Consider the following 16,594-nt stretch of genomic DNA (forward strand, 5'->3'; position numbering starts at 1 on the left):
AGCCGCACGTATTAACGTTGCCATCTCGATAAGTGATTGCTTCTTGACCGTTTGGTGAAGACAGCGTTGGCTTCCTTCACCTGGGTCGCGACAGCACCCTCGTTCGGAAGGCAAGCGCACGTGAACACCCGTACCCGTCGTAGCGGCATAGCAGTGGCCGCAGGTTCTCTCGCCCTTTCCCTGTCCGCCTGTGGGGCGCTGGGAGTGGCTGGGAGCAGCACCGAGGCCAGCCCTACCAAGGGGAACGACATCACCGTGGGCCTGCTGCTGCCGGAGAAGGCGAACACCCGTTACGACAAGTTCGACCAGCCGATCATCGAGGCCAAGGTCGCCGAGCTCACCAAGAAGCAGGGCAAGGTCGACTACGCCAACGCCGACGCGAGCGCGAGCCGGCAGGCCGAGCAGTTGCAGCAGATGATCGACGACCAGGTCGACGTGATCCTGCTGGACGCCGTCGACGCGCACGCCATCGCCGACGGTGTGAAGAAGGCCAAGGACGCGGGCATTCCCGTCATCGCCTACGACCGGCTCGCCGAGGGCCCGATCGACGCGTACGTCTCCTTCGACAACGAGCTGGTCGGCGAGGTCCAGGGCCGCTCCGTGGTGGAGGCCCTGGGCTCAGGCATCGACACGTCCGACAAGATCGTCATGATGAACGGCTCGTCCACCGACCCGAACGCCAAGCAGTTCAAGGCGGGCGCGCTCTCCCAGCTGCAGGGCAAGGTGACCATCGCCGAGACGTACGACACCGTCGACTGGAAGCCGGAGAACGCCGAGGCCAACATGAAGAAGGCGATCGGGGCGATCGGCGCGGGCAACATCGCCGCCGTCTACTCCGCCAACGACGGTATGGCCGGCGGGGTCATCGACGCCCTGAAGGAGGCGGGTGTGACCAACCTGCCGCCGGTCACCGGTCAGGACGCCGAACTGGCCGCCGTGCAGCGGATCCTGACCGGCGACCAGTACATGAGCGTGTACAAGTCGTACCCGCGGGAGGCCGAGGCCGCCGCCGAGATGGCGGTGGCGAAGATCCAGGGCAAGGACATCCAGTTCGACGCCCTCGCCTCGGACCGGGTCGACAGCCCCACGGACAAGAACATCCCCGCGCAGCTGGTCCCCGTGGTCGCCCTGACGAAGAGCAACATCGAGGCCACGGTGATCCAGGACGGCATCTACAAGGTGTCCGACATCTGCACCGGCAAGTTCAAGAGCGCCTGCGAGGCCGCCAAGCTGAAGTAGCTACGACGGCGCGGCCGTGTGGCGGGCGGCGGCGAAAGGGCCCTTGGCGAAGGTCAGTTCGGCGAAGCGTTCACCGATGCGGCGGTGGGTGGCGGCGTCCGGGTGGAGGTCGTCGGGCAGGGGCAGCTCGGCGTGGTCGCGCTCGCCGTAGAGGTCGCGGCCGTCGAGGTAGTGCAGGTTCGGGTCGTCGGCGGCCCGCTGGGCGACGATCCGGGCCAGTTCGTCCCGGATGACACCGAGGGTGAGCTTTCCGCTCGCGCGTTCCGCGGGGTCGCCCATGGCCCGGAACCGCAGCTGCCCCTTGGCGAGGGAGCTGAGGTCGGGGGCGCTGGGGCCGGGGGTGTCCTCGTGGATGGGGCACAGGATCGGCGAGACGACCAGTAGCGGGGCGGTGGGGTGCCCGTCGCGGATGGTGTCGAGGAAACCGTGGACGGCGGGGCCGAAGGCGCGCAGGCGCAGCAGGTCCGCGTTGACCACGTTGATGCCGATCTTGACGCTGATCAGGTCGGCCGGGGTGTCCCGCAGGGCGCGGGCGGTGAACGGGTCGAGCAGGGCGCTGCCGGCCAGGCCCAGGTTGATCAGCTCCGCCCCGCCGAGGGACGCGGCGAGCGCGGGCCAGATGGTGGTGGGCCCGGCGGCGTCCGAGCCGTGACTGATGGAGCTGCCGTGGTGCAGCCAGACCGGGCGGTCCGGGCGTGGGGCGGGTTCGACGGGGGCGTCGGTGCGCAGGGCGACCAGCTCGGTGGTCTCGTTGTGCGGCAGCCAGATCTCGACGTTCTTGTCGGTGCCGGGCAGGCCGGTGAAGCGGACGGTGCCGTGCGGGCCGGACCGGTGCTCGGTGGTCCCGGTGGTCATGTCGATGGTGAGGGTGGCACCGCCGCTCACGCTGCCCCGGCCGGCCACGCGACCGTCGACGAGCAGTTCGTACACACCGTCCGGGCGGGGCGGTGCTCCGACGTAGACCCGTTTGGTGGGGCGGGTGTCCAGCTCGACCGTGGTGGCCCGGGTGCGGAAGGCCAGTCGTACGCCGGAGGGTTGGGACTCGGCCATGGCCAACTGGGGGTCGGCGCACTGGGCGCGGGCGCGGGCGGGCAGCCGGTGGGGGAGCAGGCCGTGCTCGGTGCGTTCGACATCGAGGGCGCCGCGCAGCAGGTCCTCGGTGAGGGGCGTGGTGAATAACGTCATGGTGTGGGCCAGTTCCGTAGCAGGGAATCGAGGGCGTCCAGGATCCGCGTCCAGCTCTCCTGACTGTCCGGGGCGCTGTGGCTGAAACCACCCGACAGTTCAAGGCTGACGTAGCCGTGGAAGACGCTGCCGAGCAGCCGGACCGCGTGGGTCTGGTCGGGCTCGGTCAGGTCGTAGCCGCGCAGGATGGCCCGCGTCATCGCGCTGTGCCGTCCGCCGGCGCTTGCGGCGGCCGCCTCCGGGCCGAGCCGGTACCGGGCCGCCGCGTAGCGGCCGGGGTGCTCGCGGGCGTAGTCGCGGTAGACGTCGGCCAGGGCGGTCAGCGCGTCCTTGCCGGCCCGGCCGGCCAGTGCGGTGGCGCCCCGGTCGGCGAGCTCCTCCAGGGCGAGCAGGGCGATCCGGGTCTTCAGGTCCTCGGAGTTGCGGACATGCGAGTACAGGCTCGCGACCTTGACGTCGAACCGTCGCGCCAGCTCCGAGACGGTCACCTGCTCGAACCCGACCTCGTCGGCCAGCTCGGCCCCCGCCCGTGTCAGCCGCTCGGGGGTCAGCCCCACACGCACCATAAGGTTCCTCCTGTTTGCCGGAAACGATTATGCAGTTTCCTAAGAGCTTTAGGCAGAGGGAAGAGCCGAGGAGGAGACGGCGAACGACCTCAGGCCACCCGCGTGAACTCCACCGTCACCTGCGGAAGCCCGCCCGCCACGCCTCGGTAGATGCCCTTGTGCGGGGTGACGTCGTCGTAGTCGCGGCCCCGGCCCACGACCACGTGGGACTCGTCGGGGCGGGTGCGGTTGGTCGGGTCGTAGCCGCACCAGTCGCCCGCCCAGTACTCCACCCAGGCGTGACTCTGCCCGGCGACCGGCCGGTGCAGTTCCGCCTCCCGCTCGGGGTGGAGGTAACCGGAGACGTATCGCGTCGGCAAGCCCAGGCCCCGCAGCAGGGCGAGGGTGACATGGGCGATGTCCTGGCAGACGCCCGCGCCCTGCTCCCACGCCTCGGCGGCGGAGGTGGTCACGCCGGTGGAGCCGGGAAGATACGAGACCCGGTCGGCGACCAGGGACGACACGACGGCCGCGGTCTCGTGCGGGTCGAGGCCGGCCGCCGCGCTCCTCGCCTGCTCCACCAACTCGGCGGAGACCTTCGTGCGGGGAGTGTCGCCCGCGAACTCCAGCAGGCGGGAACGGGAGGTGTGTTCGGCGATTTCCGGCCAGTCCGGTGCCTGCGGGAGCGGGTCCGGCGCACTGGTCTCCACCAGGCTGGAGGCGGTGATCGTGAGGTCGGCGTGGGGGTCCATCAGGTCGAAGCCGGTGACCTGGGTGCCCCAGTAGTCCCAGTACGACCAGGTGGTGGCCGTCGGGCTGATGGCGACCCGGGAGTCCAGCGTGGTCTGCCCCGGCAGGGTCAGCGGGGTCATGCGGACCTCGTTGTGGGAGGAGACCGCGGCCTGGGCGTAGGAGACCCGGGTGACATGCCGGATGCGGAGACGACGAGCCATCTCAGGCTCCTTCCTGGGCCCACTCGACGGGCCCCCGGTAGGGGAAGAACCGCTCGGCCACTCCGTCGGCGGAGGCCATGCAGGACTGCTGCAGATCCCGCAGGAGGCTCGGCAGCTGCTCCTCCAGGGCCTGCGAGTCGAGATACTCCAGGCGGGTGCGCATCCGGCCGATCGGGCGGCGCGCCGGGTCCTGGCGGGGGCGGCCGAGGGCGGACAGGCACTCCTCGGCGGTGGTCAGCGCGTGCAGGGCCGAGCGCGGGAAGTCGCGGTCCAGCAGCAGGAATTCGGCCACCCGCGGGGTGTCGCCGAAACCGCTGTACACGCGCGCGTACGCCTCGTCGGCGCCGGACGCGCTCAGCAGGGTCGGCCAGTCGGGGGCGTGGGCGGCGTCCAGCACCCGTACCGACAGCAGCCGTACGGTCATGTCCACCCGCTCCAGGCTGCGGCCCAGGACGACGAAACGCCAGCTGTCGTCCCGGCTCATGGTGGAGTCCGCGAGCCCGAAGAAGAGGGCGGCCCGGCGGCGTACGAGTTCGAGATAGCCGTAGGGGCCGGTACGGCGGGCCGCGAGGCGCTGGTCGGCGAGGGCGTGCCAGGTGGAGTTGAGGCACTCCCACATCTCCGAGGAGACCGCCTCGCGGGCGCTGCGGGCGTTGAGCCGGGCGGCGCCCAGCGCGCCCTCGATGGAGCAGGTGGACAGGGCGTCGAAGGCCAGCTGGTCCAGGACCTGCTGCATGTCGACGCGTTCGTCGCCGGCGTCGACACCGAGGATCGCGTACAACGACCGGCAGGCCACGTCCTCGTCGCGCCAGGGGTCCTCCAGCATGCGGTGCAGATAGGCGTCGAGGATGCGGCCGGTGTTGTCCGCCCGCTCGACATACCGGCCGGTCCAGGTCAGTGCCTCGGCTATCCGGGAGAGGATCACGTCGCTCACTGCTGCTGCGCCCCTTCCTGTACGACGGTGGGGGTGCCGTCGGGTCCTAGCTGGCGGGGGGCCACGGCGGGCAGCGAGCCGGCGCTGACCGGCACAGGCTGTGCGGCGGGCCCCTCGGCGAGCACCCAGGTGTCCTTGGAGCCGCCGCCCTGGCTGGAGTTGACGATCAGGTTGCCCTCCTGGAGGGCGACCCGGGTGAGTCCGCCGGGCAGGACCCAGACGTCGTTGCCGTCGTTGATGGCGAAGGGCCGCAGGTCTATGTGGCGCGGCGCCATGTGTTCACCCGCGAGGGTGGGCGAGGTGGACAGGGCGACGGGGCGCTGGGCGATGAAGCCGCGCGGGTCGGCGACGACGGCCTCGCGGGTGCGCTCCAGTGTCTCGCGGTCGGCCTTCGGACCGATGACGATGCCCTGGCCGCCGGCCCCGTCGACGGGCTTGATGACGAGCTGGTCGATCTGGTCGAGGACCGCTTCCAACTGGCCGGGTTCGTCCGGGCGGAAGGACTCCACGTTGGGGAGAACCGGTTCTTCGGAGAGGTAGTAGCGGATCAGGTCCGGGACGTACGTGTACAGCAGCTTGTCGTCGGCGATGCCGTTGCCGACCGCGTTGGCGAGGGTGACGTTGCCCGCCAGGGCCGCGCCCATGATGCCGGGGCAGCCGATCACCGAGTCCGGGCGGCAGTGCAGCGGGTCGAGGAAGTCGTCGTCGAGACGCCGGTATACGACATGGACGGGAACCTCGCCCCGGGTGGTCCGCATCCACACCCGGTTGCCCCGGCAGACCAGGTCGTGTCCCTCGACCAGCTGCACGCCCATCAGCCGGGCGAGCAGGGCGTGTTCGAAGTAGGCGGCGTTGTTCGGGCCCGGGGTCAGGACCACGACGCGCGGATCCTGGATGCCGTCGGGCGCGGCGGCGCGCAGGGCGGCGAGCAGCCGGTGGCAGTAGCCGTCGACCGGCAGGACGTGCTGCTCGGCGAAGAGGGAGGGGAAGATCCGGGTCATCGCCCGGCGGTTCTCGATGACGTACGAGACTCCGCTGGGCACCCGCACGTTGTCCTCCAGCACCCGGAAGTCCCCGGCCTCGTCCCGGACGAGATCGATGCCGGCGACATGGATGCGTACGCCGCCCGGCGGCTCGACGCCATGGGCCGCACGGTGGAAGTGGGGGGAGTTGAGGAGCAGCCGCCAGGGCACCACACCGTCCTCGAAGGCGCGGGCGGGACCGTAGGCGTCGGCGAGGTAGGCCTCCAGGGCCCTGACTCTCTGACTCACCCCGCGTTGTATGAGGTCCCACTCCAGGGCGTCGAGGATCCTGGGCACCAGGTCCAGCGGCCAGGGGCGCTCCTCGCCCGCGAAGGCGTAGGTCACGCCCCGGTCGGTGAACGCCCGGGCCATCTGGTCCGCCCGAAATCGGAGTTCACTCGGTTCGATCGGTTGCAGCGCCGCCAGCACCGGCTCATAGGCGGCCCTGACCTCACCCGGCCGCTCGAACATCTCGTCCCACGCGTCGGCCAACGCGTATGCGTCAAATATGTCCGCCATGACCTGACGCTAAGTGCGGTGGGTAACACGCTGATCACTGCTTCGTTTCCGGCAGTTCACGTGCGGAACGAATGGGTCCGAGGGTGCCCGTACAGACGGGTTCGTGGCTTTTGGGTGGGTTCGCGGAGGCGCCGTCAGCTTGTTGCGACGAGCCGGTCGGGGGCCCGGGAATAACAGGTCGAATGGACGCTTTTCGGCGGTCGTGGCGCGGAGAGCCGTGTTGCGGTGCCGGTCCGGTCCGCGCATAGTTGCGCTGCGGAAGACGCTGGAACCGGGGGGTGAACGGGGTGATGGCCGGGCACGCGGCGGAGCAGCATCCACACGGTGCCGACCGTCTGTGCGAGGCCGGGGATCGCGTGTATTCCCGGGCCGTACGGCGGGGCCGGGTGCCGCGCTGCGACGCGGAAGCGGTGCCCTGTCTGCTGGAGCTGGCCCTGCTGCACCCGGACCCCGACGACATGGACTGGCTGGTGCCGACCGCCCCGCAGGAGGTCATGACACGGCTGCTGCGCGGGCTGTACGACGAGGTCAGCACGAGCCAGCGGCGGGTGGGTTCGGCGGTCGCGGCCTTCGAGTGGTACGCCGGTCTCGGCGGCCGGCCACCGCAGGCGACCGCCGCTGAGGGCAGCGCGATCCGGGTCCTGGACGGACTGTCCCGCATCCAGGCCGCGATGGACGAGGCGACCGAGGCGTGCACGAGCGAGGTCCTGAGCGTGCAGCCCGGCGGCATCCGCCCCGAGCACGAGCTGACGGAGGGGCTGCACCGGGCGCTGGCCCTGCGCGGCCGGGGCGTGCGCATGCGCGACCTGTACACCCACGTGGCCCGGCACGGTCAGGGCCTGCTCACCTACCTGGAGCTGATGGGCGGCGCGGTCCAGGCGCGCACGCTGGACGAGGTGATCGAACGCCTCATCCTCTTCGACCGCACGGTCGCCTTCATCCCGGCGAACGCGGACCGCACGCTGGCCCTGGAACTGCGCCACCCGGCCCTCGTCGGCTACCTGGTCACGGTCTTCGAACGCCTCTGGCGGCTGGCGATCCCGCTCACCGCCCCGCTGCCCGACACCGGCATCGAGGGGATCTCCCACCGCGAACAGTCCATCGCGGCCCTGCTGGCGGAGGGCCACCAGGACGCGGTGATCGCGGAACGGCTGGGGATAAGCGTCCGCACCTGCCGGGCCCACATCGCGCGACTGTCGGACACTCTGGGCGCTGCCAGCCGCACCCAACTCGGCGTCCGCATCGCCCAGGTGGGCCTGGACGGCCCGGCGCGGACGGAGGCCACCCGGCTCACTCTGCCCGATCAAGGATCCCGGACTGGGCGATGAGGTAGCCGAGCTGGGCGCGGCTTCCGCTGCCCAGGGCGGAGGCGAGCTTGGCGATGTGGGCGCGGCAGGTGCGCACGTTCATGCCCAGCCGACGGGCGATCGCCTCGTCGACGTGGCCTTCGACGAGAAGCTTGGCGATGGAGTGCTGGATCTCCGTGATGCCGTCGGGAGCGGCCTCGTAGGGGGCGCCGGTGCTCAGCGGGACGGCACGGTCCCACAGGTACTCGAAGACCTTGATCAGATAACGCACGAGGCCGGGGTGGCGAAGCTCCAGAGCGACCTGCTGGTCGTCCCGGGTGGGGATGAAGGCGACGGTCTCGTCGCAGATGATCACCCGTTCCACCAACTCGTCGATGGTGCGGTACTCCGCCTTGCCGGCCGCGAGGTGGGAGGCGTAGGCCAGCTTCTCCTGGCTGTAGCGGGCCGTGTGCTGGTAGAGCGTGCGGATCCGTACGCCTCGTTCGATCAGCGGCCGGTCGCGTTCCATTCCCTGCAGCAGGCTGGCCTCGGACATGCGGTCGCTCGGCTGGACCGTGAGCATCTCCGACCGGCACTGGTCCGTGGCCATGTTGAGCGCCGTGTTGATCCGGTCGCCGCCCTCCAGCACCGTGAGGGAGTCGCTGGTCGTCGTCACCTGAGTGCTGAGGGCCATGAACGGCTCGAAGGCGTCCGAGAGTTGGACGGACCGGCGGCGGCGCTCGCTGATCTCGCGTTCCAGCGGGTTGAGCCGCTGGGCCAGTGCCACCGCCGGGGGCACCGGGCGCAGCAGTTCGGGGTCGTCGGGATCGGGGTGAAGGAGGGCGAACTCCATGAGGCACGGGGCGGTTTCCGCGTCGGTACGGGCGACCCGTCCGACCCGCAGAGCGGTGGCGTAAAGGCGACTGCCTTCCTCGCACAACTCCGTCATCGCATGGGGATGTGTGCCTTTAGTGCGATTCGTTGCCAAATCTCCACCCCCCAGGGTCCTGAACGTGCAGGAACATGATGCATCGATTGTGTGGCCATGACGTGCCCGAATGAGCCATCGTCGTATTCGACGGGGGATAAGGGGACTTTCAAGTGAGGACGAAGCCGACTATGCGTAATAAAATGCTTCGCTCGGTACTTGTCGCCGCCTTCTCCGCCGTCGTGGCCCTAGGAGCGCTGGGTAGCGCGAACGGTGGGAAGGAAGACGTTCGGGCGAACAGCAGCTGGCCGTCGGTGGCCGTGAACGCCGACGTCACGGGCACCACCGGTGAGGCGGGTGCTGTGGCAGAAGAAGCCGGGAGCTGACGTGACCACTCCACCGGACGACCGCTCCTTCCGTCGCGAAATGGCGACCGCCTACCGCTCGGGCTGGCACTTCATCGACCTGGCCACCGCGATCCCCCACGCCGGTGACTCGTTGATGGTGACCGTGTTCGGTGAGCCGGTCGTCGTGACCCGGGACGAGGACGACGAGGACGTACGGGCGTACCGGTGTCTGCGCAAGCCCCGCGGAGCGCCGCAGCCCGTGCGGTGTGCCATCCGGTACGGAATGATCTTCGTGAATCTGGATCAGCGGGATCACCGTCTGGTGGAGCCGGACGTCCCCGACATTCAAACCATCTCAGCCACCCCCCGCAGTGCCTGACGCGATTCCCCCGTCGTAACAGATCGCTCAGGTGCTTCCCCCCGCAGCGGCGTCACCGTGACCTGAACACGGTGACGCCGCTGCAGTTTTCGCGGGACATTTCGGGATCTCGACCCAATCCTGTAGTGGCTGGAACTGGTCGATCATCGGCGGGTTCCTACGCGTCTTTACCGACCGCTCGTGCGCTTTCCATCCGGGGTACCCGTCTCCTGGGCGGGTCCCGTCCGCCCCGCACCTTGAGTGGAATAGACTCAAGTTTGTGTACGCTGCCTGAGTCAGCAAGCTGAGCCGGCGCGCTGAGTCGGCACGGGATGACGCCAGGAGGAGAACGCGAACGTGGACGCCGAGCTGACCAACCGGAGCCGGGACGCGATCAACGCGGCCGGAAACCGCGCCCTGTCCGACGGGCACCCGGACCTCACCCCCGCCCATCTGCTCCTGGCCCTGCTCCAGGGCCAGGAGAACGAGAACATCACCGACCTGCTCGCCGCGGTCGACGCCGACCAGGTGGCCGTACGTTCCGGCGTCGAGCGGGTGCTGGCCGGCCTGCCGAGCGTCACCGGGTCCACCGTCGCGCCCCCGCAGCCCAACCGCGAGCTGCTCGCGGTGATCGCGGACGCCGGCGAGCGGGCCACGGACCTCGGGGACGAGTACCTCTCCACCGAGCACCTGCTCATCGGTATCGCGGCGAAGGGCGGCGCGGCCGGCGACGTACTCTCCGGTCAGGGCGCCACGGCGAAGAAGCTGCTGGAGGCCTTCCGGAAGGCAAGGGGAGGACGCCGGGTGACCACAGCAGACCCCGAGGGCCAGTACAAGGCCCTGGAGAAGTTCGGGACGGATTTCACCGCCGCCGCGCGGGAGGGCAAGCTCGACCCCGTCATCGGGCGGGACCAGGAGATCCGGCGGGTCGTGCAGGTGCTGTCCCGCCGCACCAAGAACAACCCGGTGCTCATCGGCGAGCCCGGCGTCGGCAAGACCGCCGTGGTCGAGGGGCTGGCCCAGCGGATCGTGAAGGGCGACGTGCCCGAGTCCCTCAAGAACAAGCGGCTGGTCGCGCTGGACCTGGGCGCGATGGTGGCGGGGGCGAAGTACCGGGGCGAGTTCGAGGAGCGGCTGAAGACCGTCCTCGCGGAGATCAAGGACTCCGACGGGCAGATCATCACCTTCATCGACGAGCTGCACACCGTGGTCGGCGCGGGCGCCGGCGGGGACTCCGCCATGGACGCGGGCAACATGCTCAAGCCGATGCTGGCCCGCGGTGAGCTGCGCATGGTCGGTGCGACGACCCTCGACGAGTACCGCGAGCGGATCGAGAAGGACCCGGCGCTCGAGCGACGCTTCCAGCAGGTGCTGGTCGCCGAGCCGACCGTCGAGGACACCATCGCGATCCTGCGCGGTCTCAAGGGCCGCTACGAGGCCCACCACAAGGTGCAGATCGCGGACAGCGCGCTGGTCGCCGCGGCCACCCTCTCCGACCGGTACATCACCTCCCGCTTCCTCCCCGACAAGGCCATCGACCTGGTCGACGAGGCGGCCTCCCGCCTGCGCATGGAGATCGACTCCTCGCCCGTCGAGATCGACGAGCTCCAGCGTGCCGTGGACCGGCTGAAGATGGAGGAGCTGGCCATCGGCAAGGAGACCGACCCGGCCTCCCGCGAGCGGCTGGAGAAGCTGCGCCGCGACCTCGCCGACAAGGAGGAGGAACTGCGCGGCCTCACCGCCCGCTGGGACAAGGAGAAGCAGTCCCTCAACCGGGTCGGTGAACTGAAGGAGAAGCTGGACGAGTTGCGCGGCCAGGCCGAACGCGCCCAGCGCGACGGCGACTTCGACACCGCGTCCAAGCTGCTCTACGGCGAGATCCCGTCCCTGGAACGGGACTTGGAGGTCGCCTCGGAGGCCGAGGAGGAGGCGGCCAAGGACACCATGGTCAAGGAGGAGGTCGGCGCCGACGACATCGCCGACACCGTCGCCGCCTGGACCGGCATCCCGGCCGGCCGCCTCCTGGAGGGCGAGACGCAGAAGTTGCTGCGCATGGAGGAGGAGCTCGGCAGGCGGCTGATCGGCCAGGGCGAGGCCGTGCGGGCCGTGTCCGACGCCGTCCGCCGCACCCGCGCCGGCATCGCCGACCCGGACCGCCCGACCGGCTCGTTCCTCTTCCTCGGCCCCACCGGCGTCGGCAAGACCGAACTCGCCAAGGCGCTCGCCGACTTCCTCTTCGACGACGAGCGGGCGATGATCCGCATCGACATGTCGGAGTACGGCGAGAAGCACACCGTGGCCCGCCTGGTCGGCGCCCCGCCCGGCTACATCGGCTACGAGGAGGGCGGCCAGCTGACGGAGGCGGTGCGCCGCCGCCCGTACAGCGTGGTGCTGCTGGACGAGGTGGAGAAGGCCCACCCGGAGGTCTTCGACATCCTCCTCCAGGTGCTGGACGACGGTCGCCTCACCGACGGTCAGGGCCGCACGGTCGACTTCCGCAACACCATCCTGGTGCTGACGTCCAACCTGGGCAGCCATTTCCTGGTGGACCCGATCACCAGCGAGCAGGAGAAGAAGGAACAGGTGCTGGAGGTGGTCCGCGCCTCTTTCAAGCCGGAGTTCCTCAACCGGCTCGACGACCTGGTCGTCTTCTCGGCGCTCTCGAAGGACGAACTGCGCCGGATCGCCCGCCTCCAGGTCGACCGTCTGGCCCAGCGACTCGCCGAGCGCCGGCTGTCCCTGGAGATCACCGACGAGGCCCTCGCCTGGCTCGCCGACGAGGGCAACGACCCCGCCTACGGAGCCCGCCCCCTGCGCCGCCTCGTCCAGACCGCCATCGGCGACCGCCTCGCCAAGGAGATCCTCTCCGGCGAGATCAAGGACGGCGACACGGTCCGGGTGGACGCCTTCGGGGAGGGGCTGATCGTGGGCCCGGCAACGGGGAAGACTCTGTAGTACGTCCGCGGTACGTCCGCACCGACCGGATCCCGTCAGCCGAGGGCTGACAGGCCCCGTCGGGGCTTGCCACCCCCCTCCCCGCATGGGGGAGGATGGCGGGATCCGTACGAAGGGAAAATCACGGTGACCATCGACCCGTCCTCGATTCCGAACTTCGGGGGCCAGCCCGAGCCGCAGCCGCAAGGACCGGCGGGCCCCGTCGTCCCGGATCAGGATCTTGTGAAGCAGCTCCTCGACCAGATGGAGCTCAAGTACGTCGTCGACGACGAGGGTGACCTCGCGGCGCCGTGGGAGCAGTTCCGTACGTACTTCATGTTCCGCGGCGAAGGGGACCAGCAGGTCTTCTCCGTGCGGACGTTCTACGACCGGCCCCACAAGATCGACGAGAAGCCACTGCTGCTGGAGTCCATCGACGACTGGAACCGGCGCACCCTGTGGCCCAAGGTCTACAGCCACACCCACGACGACGGCACCGTCCGCCTCATCGGCGAGGCGCAGATGCTGATCGGCACCGGTGTGAGCCTGGAGCACTTCGTCTCCTCCACGGTCAGCTGGGTACGCGCAGCCATCGAGTTCGACAAGTGGCTCGTGGAGCAGCTGGGCCTGGAGGAGGAGGTCAACGACGCTGAGAAGCCGGAGGACGACGAGGAGTAGTCCTCGGACCGTCGCCGCAACGGTGTCCGGCGAGTGCCACCAGGCACCCGCCGAACGCGGGGGAGAGCCCGGCCAGGGCGCCGACCACCGAGGTCGGGCGCCTGAGCCGGGCTCTCGCCGTTCGCCGGTGAGCCGGCCGCGGAACCTGTCCTGACCGGTCGCACAGACGTACCGCCGGGCTCGGTGAAGCGGCACTGTCCGTCGTATCCTGACCACTCACGGGAAGGAGTCGTCCATGAGCGTCGACGCGATCGTGCACACCGAGTTCCCCAAGGGGTACACGGTCCTGTTCGGAGCTGACGGAAAGGTGATCATGACTCCGCAGAGCGAAGAGCACTCCAGCACGATCAGATCGATGCAGATCGACTCCGCTCTCGCCCTCGGCCGTCACGCGAAGGTCACCTCCGACGTCTACATCGACTTCCCCGCCGACGAGAACTCCGCCCCCGATCTGGCGATCCTTCGCGAGGACGCCCGCCGGGAAGGCAAGCGCTACAGCTTCGAGGACGTCCTGCTGATCTCCGAGGTCGTCTCGACCTCCTCCGCGCGCAAGGACTACGACGACTGCACCGCGAAGTACGGCCGCTACGGAATCCCGATCTACCTGGTCGTGGACCCCTACGCGCAGGAAGTCGTCCTCCACACCGAGCCCACGGCCACCGGTTACATCGCGGCACACACCCACAAGTACGGCACGGGGAAACTCCCCATCCCGCTGGCCGACGGCCGCACCTTCACGCTCGACCTCGACGAACTCCCGCGCCCGGAGCCCGAGGCGGACGCTCGCTGACGAAGGACTGCCGGGGCGGCGTCGTCGGGGGTGAGGGCGTCCCTCCTCTGAGGGGCTGGAACGTCATCCACGGGACGACGGAGGCCGCGACCGGTTGGGAGGCCAGGACGCCTCGACTGTGATCCTGGTGTACGCCTCCCCGAGCCACCCGAAGGACACCGAATTGGTCAACGGCCCAGGGCTCTATTTGCGCAGTGTCTTGAGGCGGCGCACCGCCTCCTCCAGGACTGCTGTCCGCTTGCAGAACGCGAACCGTACGAACGGGGCCCCCTCCTGCCGGTGGTCGTAGAACACCGCGTTCGGCACCGCGACGACCCCGGCCCGCTCCGGCAGCGTGCGGCAGAAGGCGACGCCGTCGCCCTCTGCGGACAGCGCAGTGCCGAGGGGACGGATGTCGGTGGTGACGAAGTACGTGCCCGCGGGCCGGAACACCTTGAAGCCCGCCTCCGCGAGCCCCGTCGCCAGCAGGTCGCGCTTGGCCAGCATGTCCGCGCGGAAGTCGACGAAGTACGAGTCCGGCAGGGCCAGTGCCTCGGCAACCGCGTACTGGAAGGGGCCCGCCGAGACGTACGTCAGGAACTGCTTCGCCGAGCGCACCGCGCCGACCAGCCCCGGAGCGGCCGTCACCCACCCCACCTTCCAGCCCGTGAACGAGAACGTCTTGCCGGCCGAGCTGATCGAGACCGTCCGCTCACGCATCCCCGGGAAGGTCGCCAGCGGCACGTGCTCGGCCTCGTCGAAGACCAGGTGCTCGTACACCTCGTCGGTGATCACGAGCAGATCCCGCTCCACGGCCAGCTCGGCGATCGCGGTCAGCTCCGCACGGGTGAGGACGGTGCCGGTGGGGTTGTGGGGGGTGTTGATCAGCAGCAGGCGGGTGCGGTCGGTGACGGCGGCGCGCAGCTCGTCCAGATCGAGCCGGAAGCTGCCCTCGTGCGCACGCAGGGTGACCGGCACGCGCGTGCCGCCCGCCATGGCGATGCCGGCCGCGTACGAGTCGTAGTACGGCTCCAGGGCGACGACCTCGTCCCCGGGCTCGACCAGGGCGAGCAGCGCGGCGGCGATCGCCTCCGTGGCGCCCGCGGTGACGAGCACCTCGGTGTCCGGGTCGTACGACAGCCCGTACCGCCGCTCCTGGTGAGCGGCGATCGCCGTACGCAGCTCGGGCACGCCCGGGCCGGGCGGGTACTGATTGCCGCGACCGTCCCGCAGCGCCCGTACGGCCGCCTCCCTGACCTCCTCGGGGCCGTCCGTGTCGGGGAAGCCCTGGCCCAGGTTGATCGCCCCGGTGCTCGCTGCCAGGGCGGACATCTCGGCGAAGATCGTCGTCCCGAACTCGGCGAGCCGGCGGTTGAGGAGGGGGCGTGCGCTGGAGGTCATGCCGGTCATCCTGCGCCCAAGCTCTGGAGTTCCTCAACTTACGTTCGGTGAGTGACACCTGCGTTGGGACCCGGCGCACCGTCTCTGAGCAGGGGGAGAGCATCGGCAACTGTCGTCGTCTGTCGCCGTTGGCCGCTCTCGGACGGCCCACAGACGGCCCGGCCCGCTAGTGCTGTGACCACGTAGGTTCGCCGAGTTGGTTGGTCATGGCGGTTGGATGTGCGGTGCTGTTTGGTCCGGAATTTGAGAACGGCCAGCGTGTTCGCGGCGCCTTTCTTGCGGGGGTGACGCCCCACAGGGCGTCGTCGCCGCCCGAACTCGGAGCCGTGACGCCCACGTGCCTACACCGGCGTCGGGCGCGAGATGGTCAGGTAAGTGGCCGTCCCAACTTCGCCGACTGTCGGTTGTGTCCCTTCGTGTCCCACCACTCTTCCAGATGGGCACGGACGAGGTGCACGAGCTGCCGCAGTCGGTCGGGAGGCGGCGCGGGCGAGGTGAGTACGTCCACCCAGGACTTGTCGTCCCAGGGCAGAGCGACCACCCAACGCTCGTCCGGGTGGCCTTCGCGGCCCACAGTCAGCCAGTACGTCAACGTCGCGCTGCGGTCCGGATGGTAGTCGACCGACATCTTGATGACGTCGAAACGGAGCCCGTCAGCGGTGACGTACGAGCGACTCAGGGCCTGATCGGCTGGTGTCTGTTCCTCCACAGGTACAAATTACCTTTCACCTCAGCCCACGCCCCAAAGCGGTGTTTAGCAGCGAGCAGCGCCAGCGGCGGCCGGTTGATCAACCTTGTAGGCCGTCAGGAGGTCGTTGGTCCCGGCCGGGGTACCGATGATGGTGCGGAACTTCTCCACTCGCCCGCGCGGGCACTGAATCGTGTAGGTGGAGTAACCACCGCGGCCATTGGCATCCCCGGAATAGATGGCATTGTCTATCTTCCGGTCCATCGTGCTGTTCCAGCCGTGTCGCGCCTTGATGTGCTTCCAACCCCACGTGCTTGTGCCACAGCGCAGGGTGAAGAACTGGGGCCCTCGGTAGTACTTCTTCAGGACGTAGTTGCGGCTGTGGCTCCTGCACTTGGCGTCAAAGCTGCCGGCCGCTGCTGTGACGGACTCCCCGGAGGCGGAGGACGCGGCGGACGCGGAACCGGCTGCCGGGATCAGCAGGGCTGACATGGCGGCAGCAGCAGACAGCGCTGCCTTGACGGAAGTGTTGAAAAGCATGTGTTCCCCTCTGTTCTCCCCGTGGTCAGCGGGGAGTTGATGTCAAGCGCCTCATTGGCGACGCCGCTGCACCGTTTCATCAGTGACTGCACACCGTCAAACAAATACTTGTCAGATGGGCCGGGTCTGGTCGTTGGCGGGCAAGAGCGCCCCGGACACCGACGGACAGGCCACGGTCGACCTCGACGGCTTCCTCGTGACCGCGCACATTGGACGCAGCGGCGACCTGGAAGAAAGACCTACGCTCATCACCCGCTGACGGCTAGAG

15 protein-coding genes and 1 pseudogene are annotated in these 16,594 nt (G+C 69.4%); 7 read left to right on the plus strand and 9 right to left on the minus strand.

The window, feature by feature from the left end; genetic code table 11:
- The first annotated feature begins 120 nt into the window (after positions 1-120).
- Positions 121-1,239, plus strand: coding sequence for a sugar ABC transporter substrate-binding protein (locus OHA64_RS25460; RefSeq protein WP_405616848.1), 1,119 nt, complete (start codon positions 121-123; stop codon positions 1,237-1,239).
- On the opposite strand, the gene OHA64_RS25465 is transcribed toward OHA64_RS25460, so the two are convergent.
- The 5 genes from OHA64_RS25465 to OHA64_RS25485 form a co-directional block, all read right to left on the minus strand.
- Positions 1,240-2,424: a GDSL-type esterase/lipase family protein gene (locus OHA64_RS25465; RefSeq protein ID WP_405616850.1), complete on the minus strand. Its 1,185-nt coding sequence runs from the start codon at positions 2,422-2,424 to the stop codon at positions 1,240-1,242.
- Entirely contained in the window at positions 2,421-2,990 is a 570-nt protein-coding gene (locus tag OHA64_RS25470) for a TetR/AcrR family transcriptional regulator (RefSeq protein WP_405616852.1), read from the minus strand. Before OHA64_RS25470 ends, OHA64_RS25465 begins: the two co-directional genes overlap by 4 nt.
- 89 nt (positions 2,991-3,079) lie before the next feature.
- Complete coding sequence (locus OHA64_RS25475) at positions 3,080-3,922, minus strand: transglutaminase domain-containing protein (protein ID WP_405616854.1); 843 nt, start codon at positions 3,920-3,922, stop codon at positions 3,080-3,082.
- A gap of 1 nt (position 3,923) precedes the next feature.
- Positions 3,924-4,856, minus strand: a complete 933-nt coding sequence (locus tag OHA64_RS25480) for an alpha-E domain-containing protein (protein ID WP_405616856.1) — start codon at positions 4,854-4,856, stop codon at positions 3,924-3,926.
- Complete coding sequence (locus tag OHA64_RS25485; RefSeq protein ID WP_405616858.1) at positions 4,853-6,397, minus strand: circularly permuted type 2 ATP-grasp protein; 1,545 nt, start codon at positions 6,395-6,397, stop codon at positions 4,853-4,855. Before OHA64_RS25485 ends, OHA64_RS25480 begins: the two co-directional genes overlap by 4 nt.
- 290 nt (positions 6,398-6,687) lie before the next feature.
- Between OHA64_RS25485 and OHA64_RS25490 the strand changes: the two genes are divergently transcribed.
- Positions 6,688-7,725 (plus strand): LuxR C-terminal-related transcriptional regulator, encoded by a 1,038-nt coding sequence (locus tag OHA64_RS25490; RefSeq protein WP_405624101.1) that lies wholly within the window; start codon positions 6,688-6,690, stop codon positions 7,723-7,725.
- Here OHA64_RS25490 and OHA64_RS25495 read toward each other — a convergent pair.
- Positions 7,688-8,632 carry a helix-turn-helix transcriptional regulator gene (locus OHA64_RS25495; RefSeq protein WP_405616861.1) on the minus strand — a complete coding sequence of 315 codons (945 nt, stop codon included), beginning with the start codon at positions 8,630-8,632 and terminating at the stop codon, positions 7,688-7,690. The two genes, OHA64_RS25490 and OHA64_RS25495, sit on opposite strands and share 38 nt — an antisense overlap.
- 405 nt (positions 8,633-9,037) lie before the next feature.
- Here OHA64_RS25495 and OHA64_RS25500 point away from each other — a divergent pair, with 405 nt between their 5' ends.
- From OHA64_RS25500 to OHA64_RS25515, 4 genes are all read left to right on the plus strand, one after another.
- Entirely contained in the window at positions 9,038-9,337 is a 300-nt protein-coding gene (locus OHA64_RS25500) for a (2Fe-2S)-binding protein (RefSeq protein ID WP_405624103.1), read from the plus strand.
- Between the two features lie 336 nt (positions 9,338-9,673).
- A complete protein-coding gene (gene clpB / locus OHA64_RS25505; protein WP_405616863.1) occupies positions 9,674-12,271 on the plus strand; it encodes an ATP-dependent chaperone ClpB in 2,598 nt (865 codons plus the stop codon).
- Between the two features lie 126 nt (positions 12,272-12,397).
- On the plus strand, positions 12,398-12,928 hold the full coding sequence (locus OHA64_RS25510; protein WP_405616865.1) for a YbjN domain-containing protein: 531 nt from the start codon (positions 12,398-12,400) through the stop codon (positions 12,926-12,928).
- Positions 12,929-13,163: 235 nt separating this feature from the next.
- Positions 13,164-13,718, plus strand: a complete 555-nt coding sequence (locus OHA64_RS25515; RefSeq protein ID WP_405616867.1) for a Uma2 family endonuclease — start codon at positions 13,164-13,166, stop codon at positions 13,716-13,718.
- A 183-nt stretch (positions 13,719-13,901) separates the two neighbouring features.
- On the opposite strand, the gene OHA64_RS25520 is transcribed toward OHA64_RS25515, so the two are convergent.
- From OHA64_RS25520 to OHA64_RS25530, 3 genes are all read right to left on the minus strand, one after another.
- Positions 13,902-15,107, minus strand: coding sequence for a pyridoxal phosphate-dependent aminotransferase (locus tag OHA64_RS25520; RefSeq protein WP_405616869.1), 1,206 nt, complete (start codon positions 15,105-15,107; stop codon positions 13,902-13,904).
- 358 nt (positions 15,108-15,465) lie between these two features.
- Positions 15,466-15,807 (minus strand): hypothetical protein, encoded by a 342-nt coding sequence (locus tag OHA64_RS25525; protein ID WP_405616871.1) that lies wholly within the window; start codon positions 15,805-15,807, stop codon positions 15,466-15,468.
- Between the two features lie 45 nt (positions 15,808-15,852).
- Complete coding sequence (locus OHA64_RS25530; RefSeq protein ID WP_405616873.1) at positions 15,853-16,326, minus strand: hypothetical protein; 474 nt, start codon at positions 16,324-16,326, stop codon at positions 15,853-15,855.
- 121 nt (positions 16,327-16,447) lie between these two features.
- On the opposite strand from OHA64_RS25530, the pseudogene OHA64_RS25535 reads away from it, so the two are divergent.
- A pseudogene (locus tag OHA64_RS25535) lies at positions 16,448-16,590 on the plus strand (IS1380 family transposase); the annotation flags it as partial.
- Positions 16,591-16,594: the final 4 nt, after the last annotated feature.

The sequence above is a fragment of the Streptomyces sp. NBC_00076 genome, from assembly GCF_045041235.1.
GTDB lineage: Bacteria > Actinomycetota > Actinomycetes > Streptomycetales > Streptomycetaceae > Streptomyces.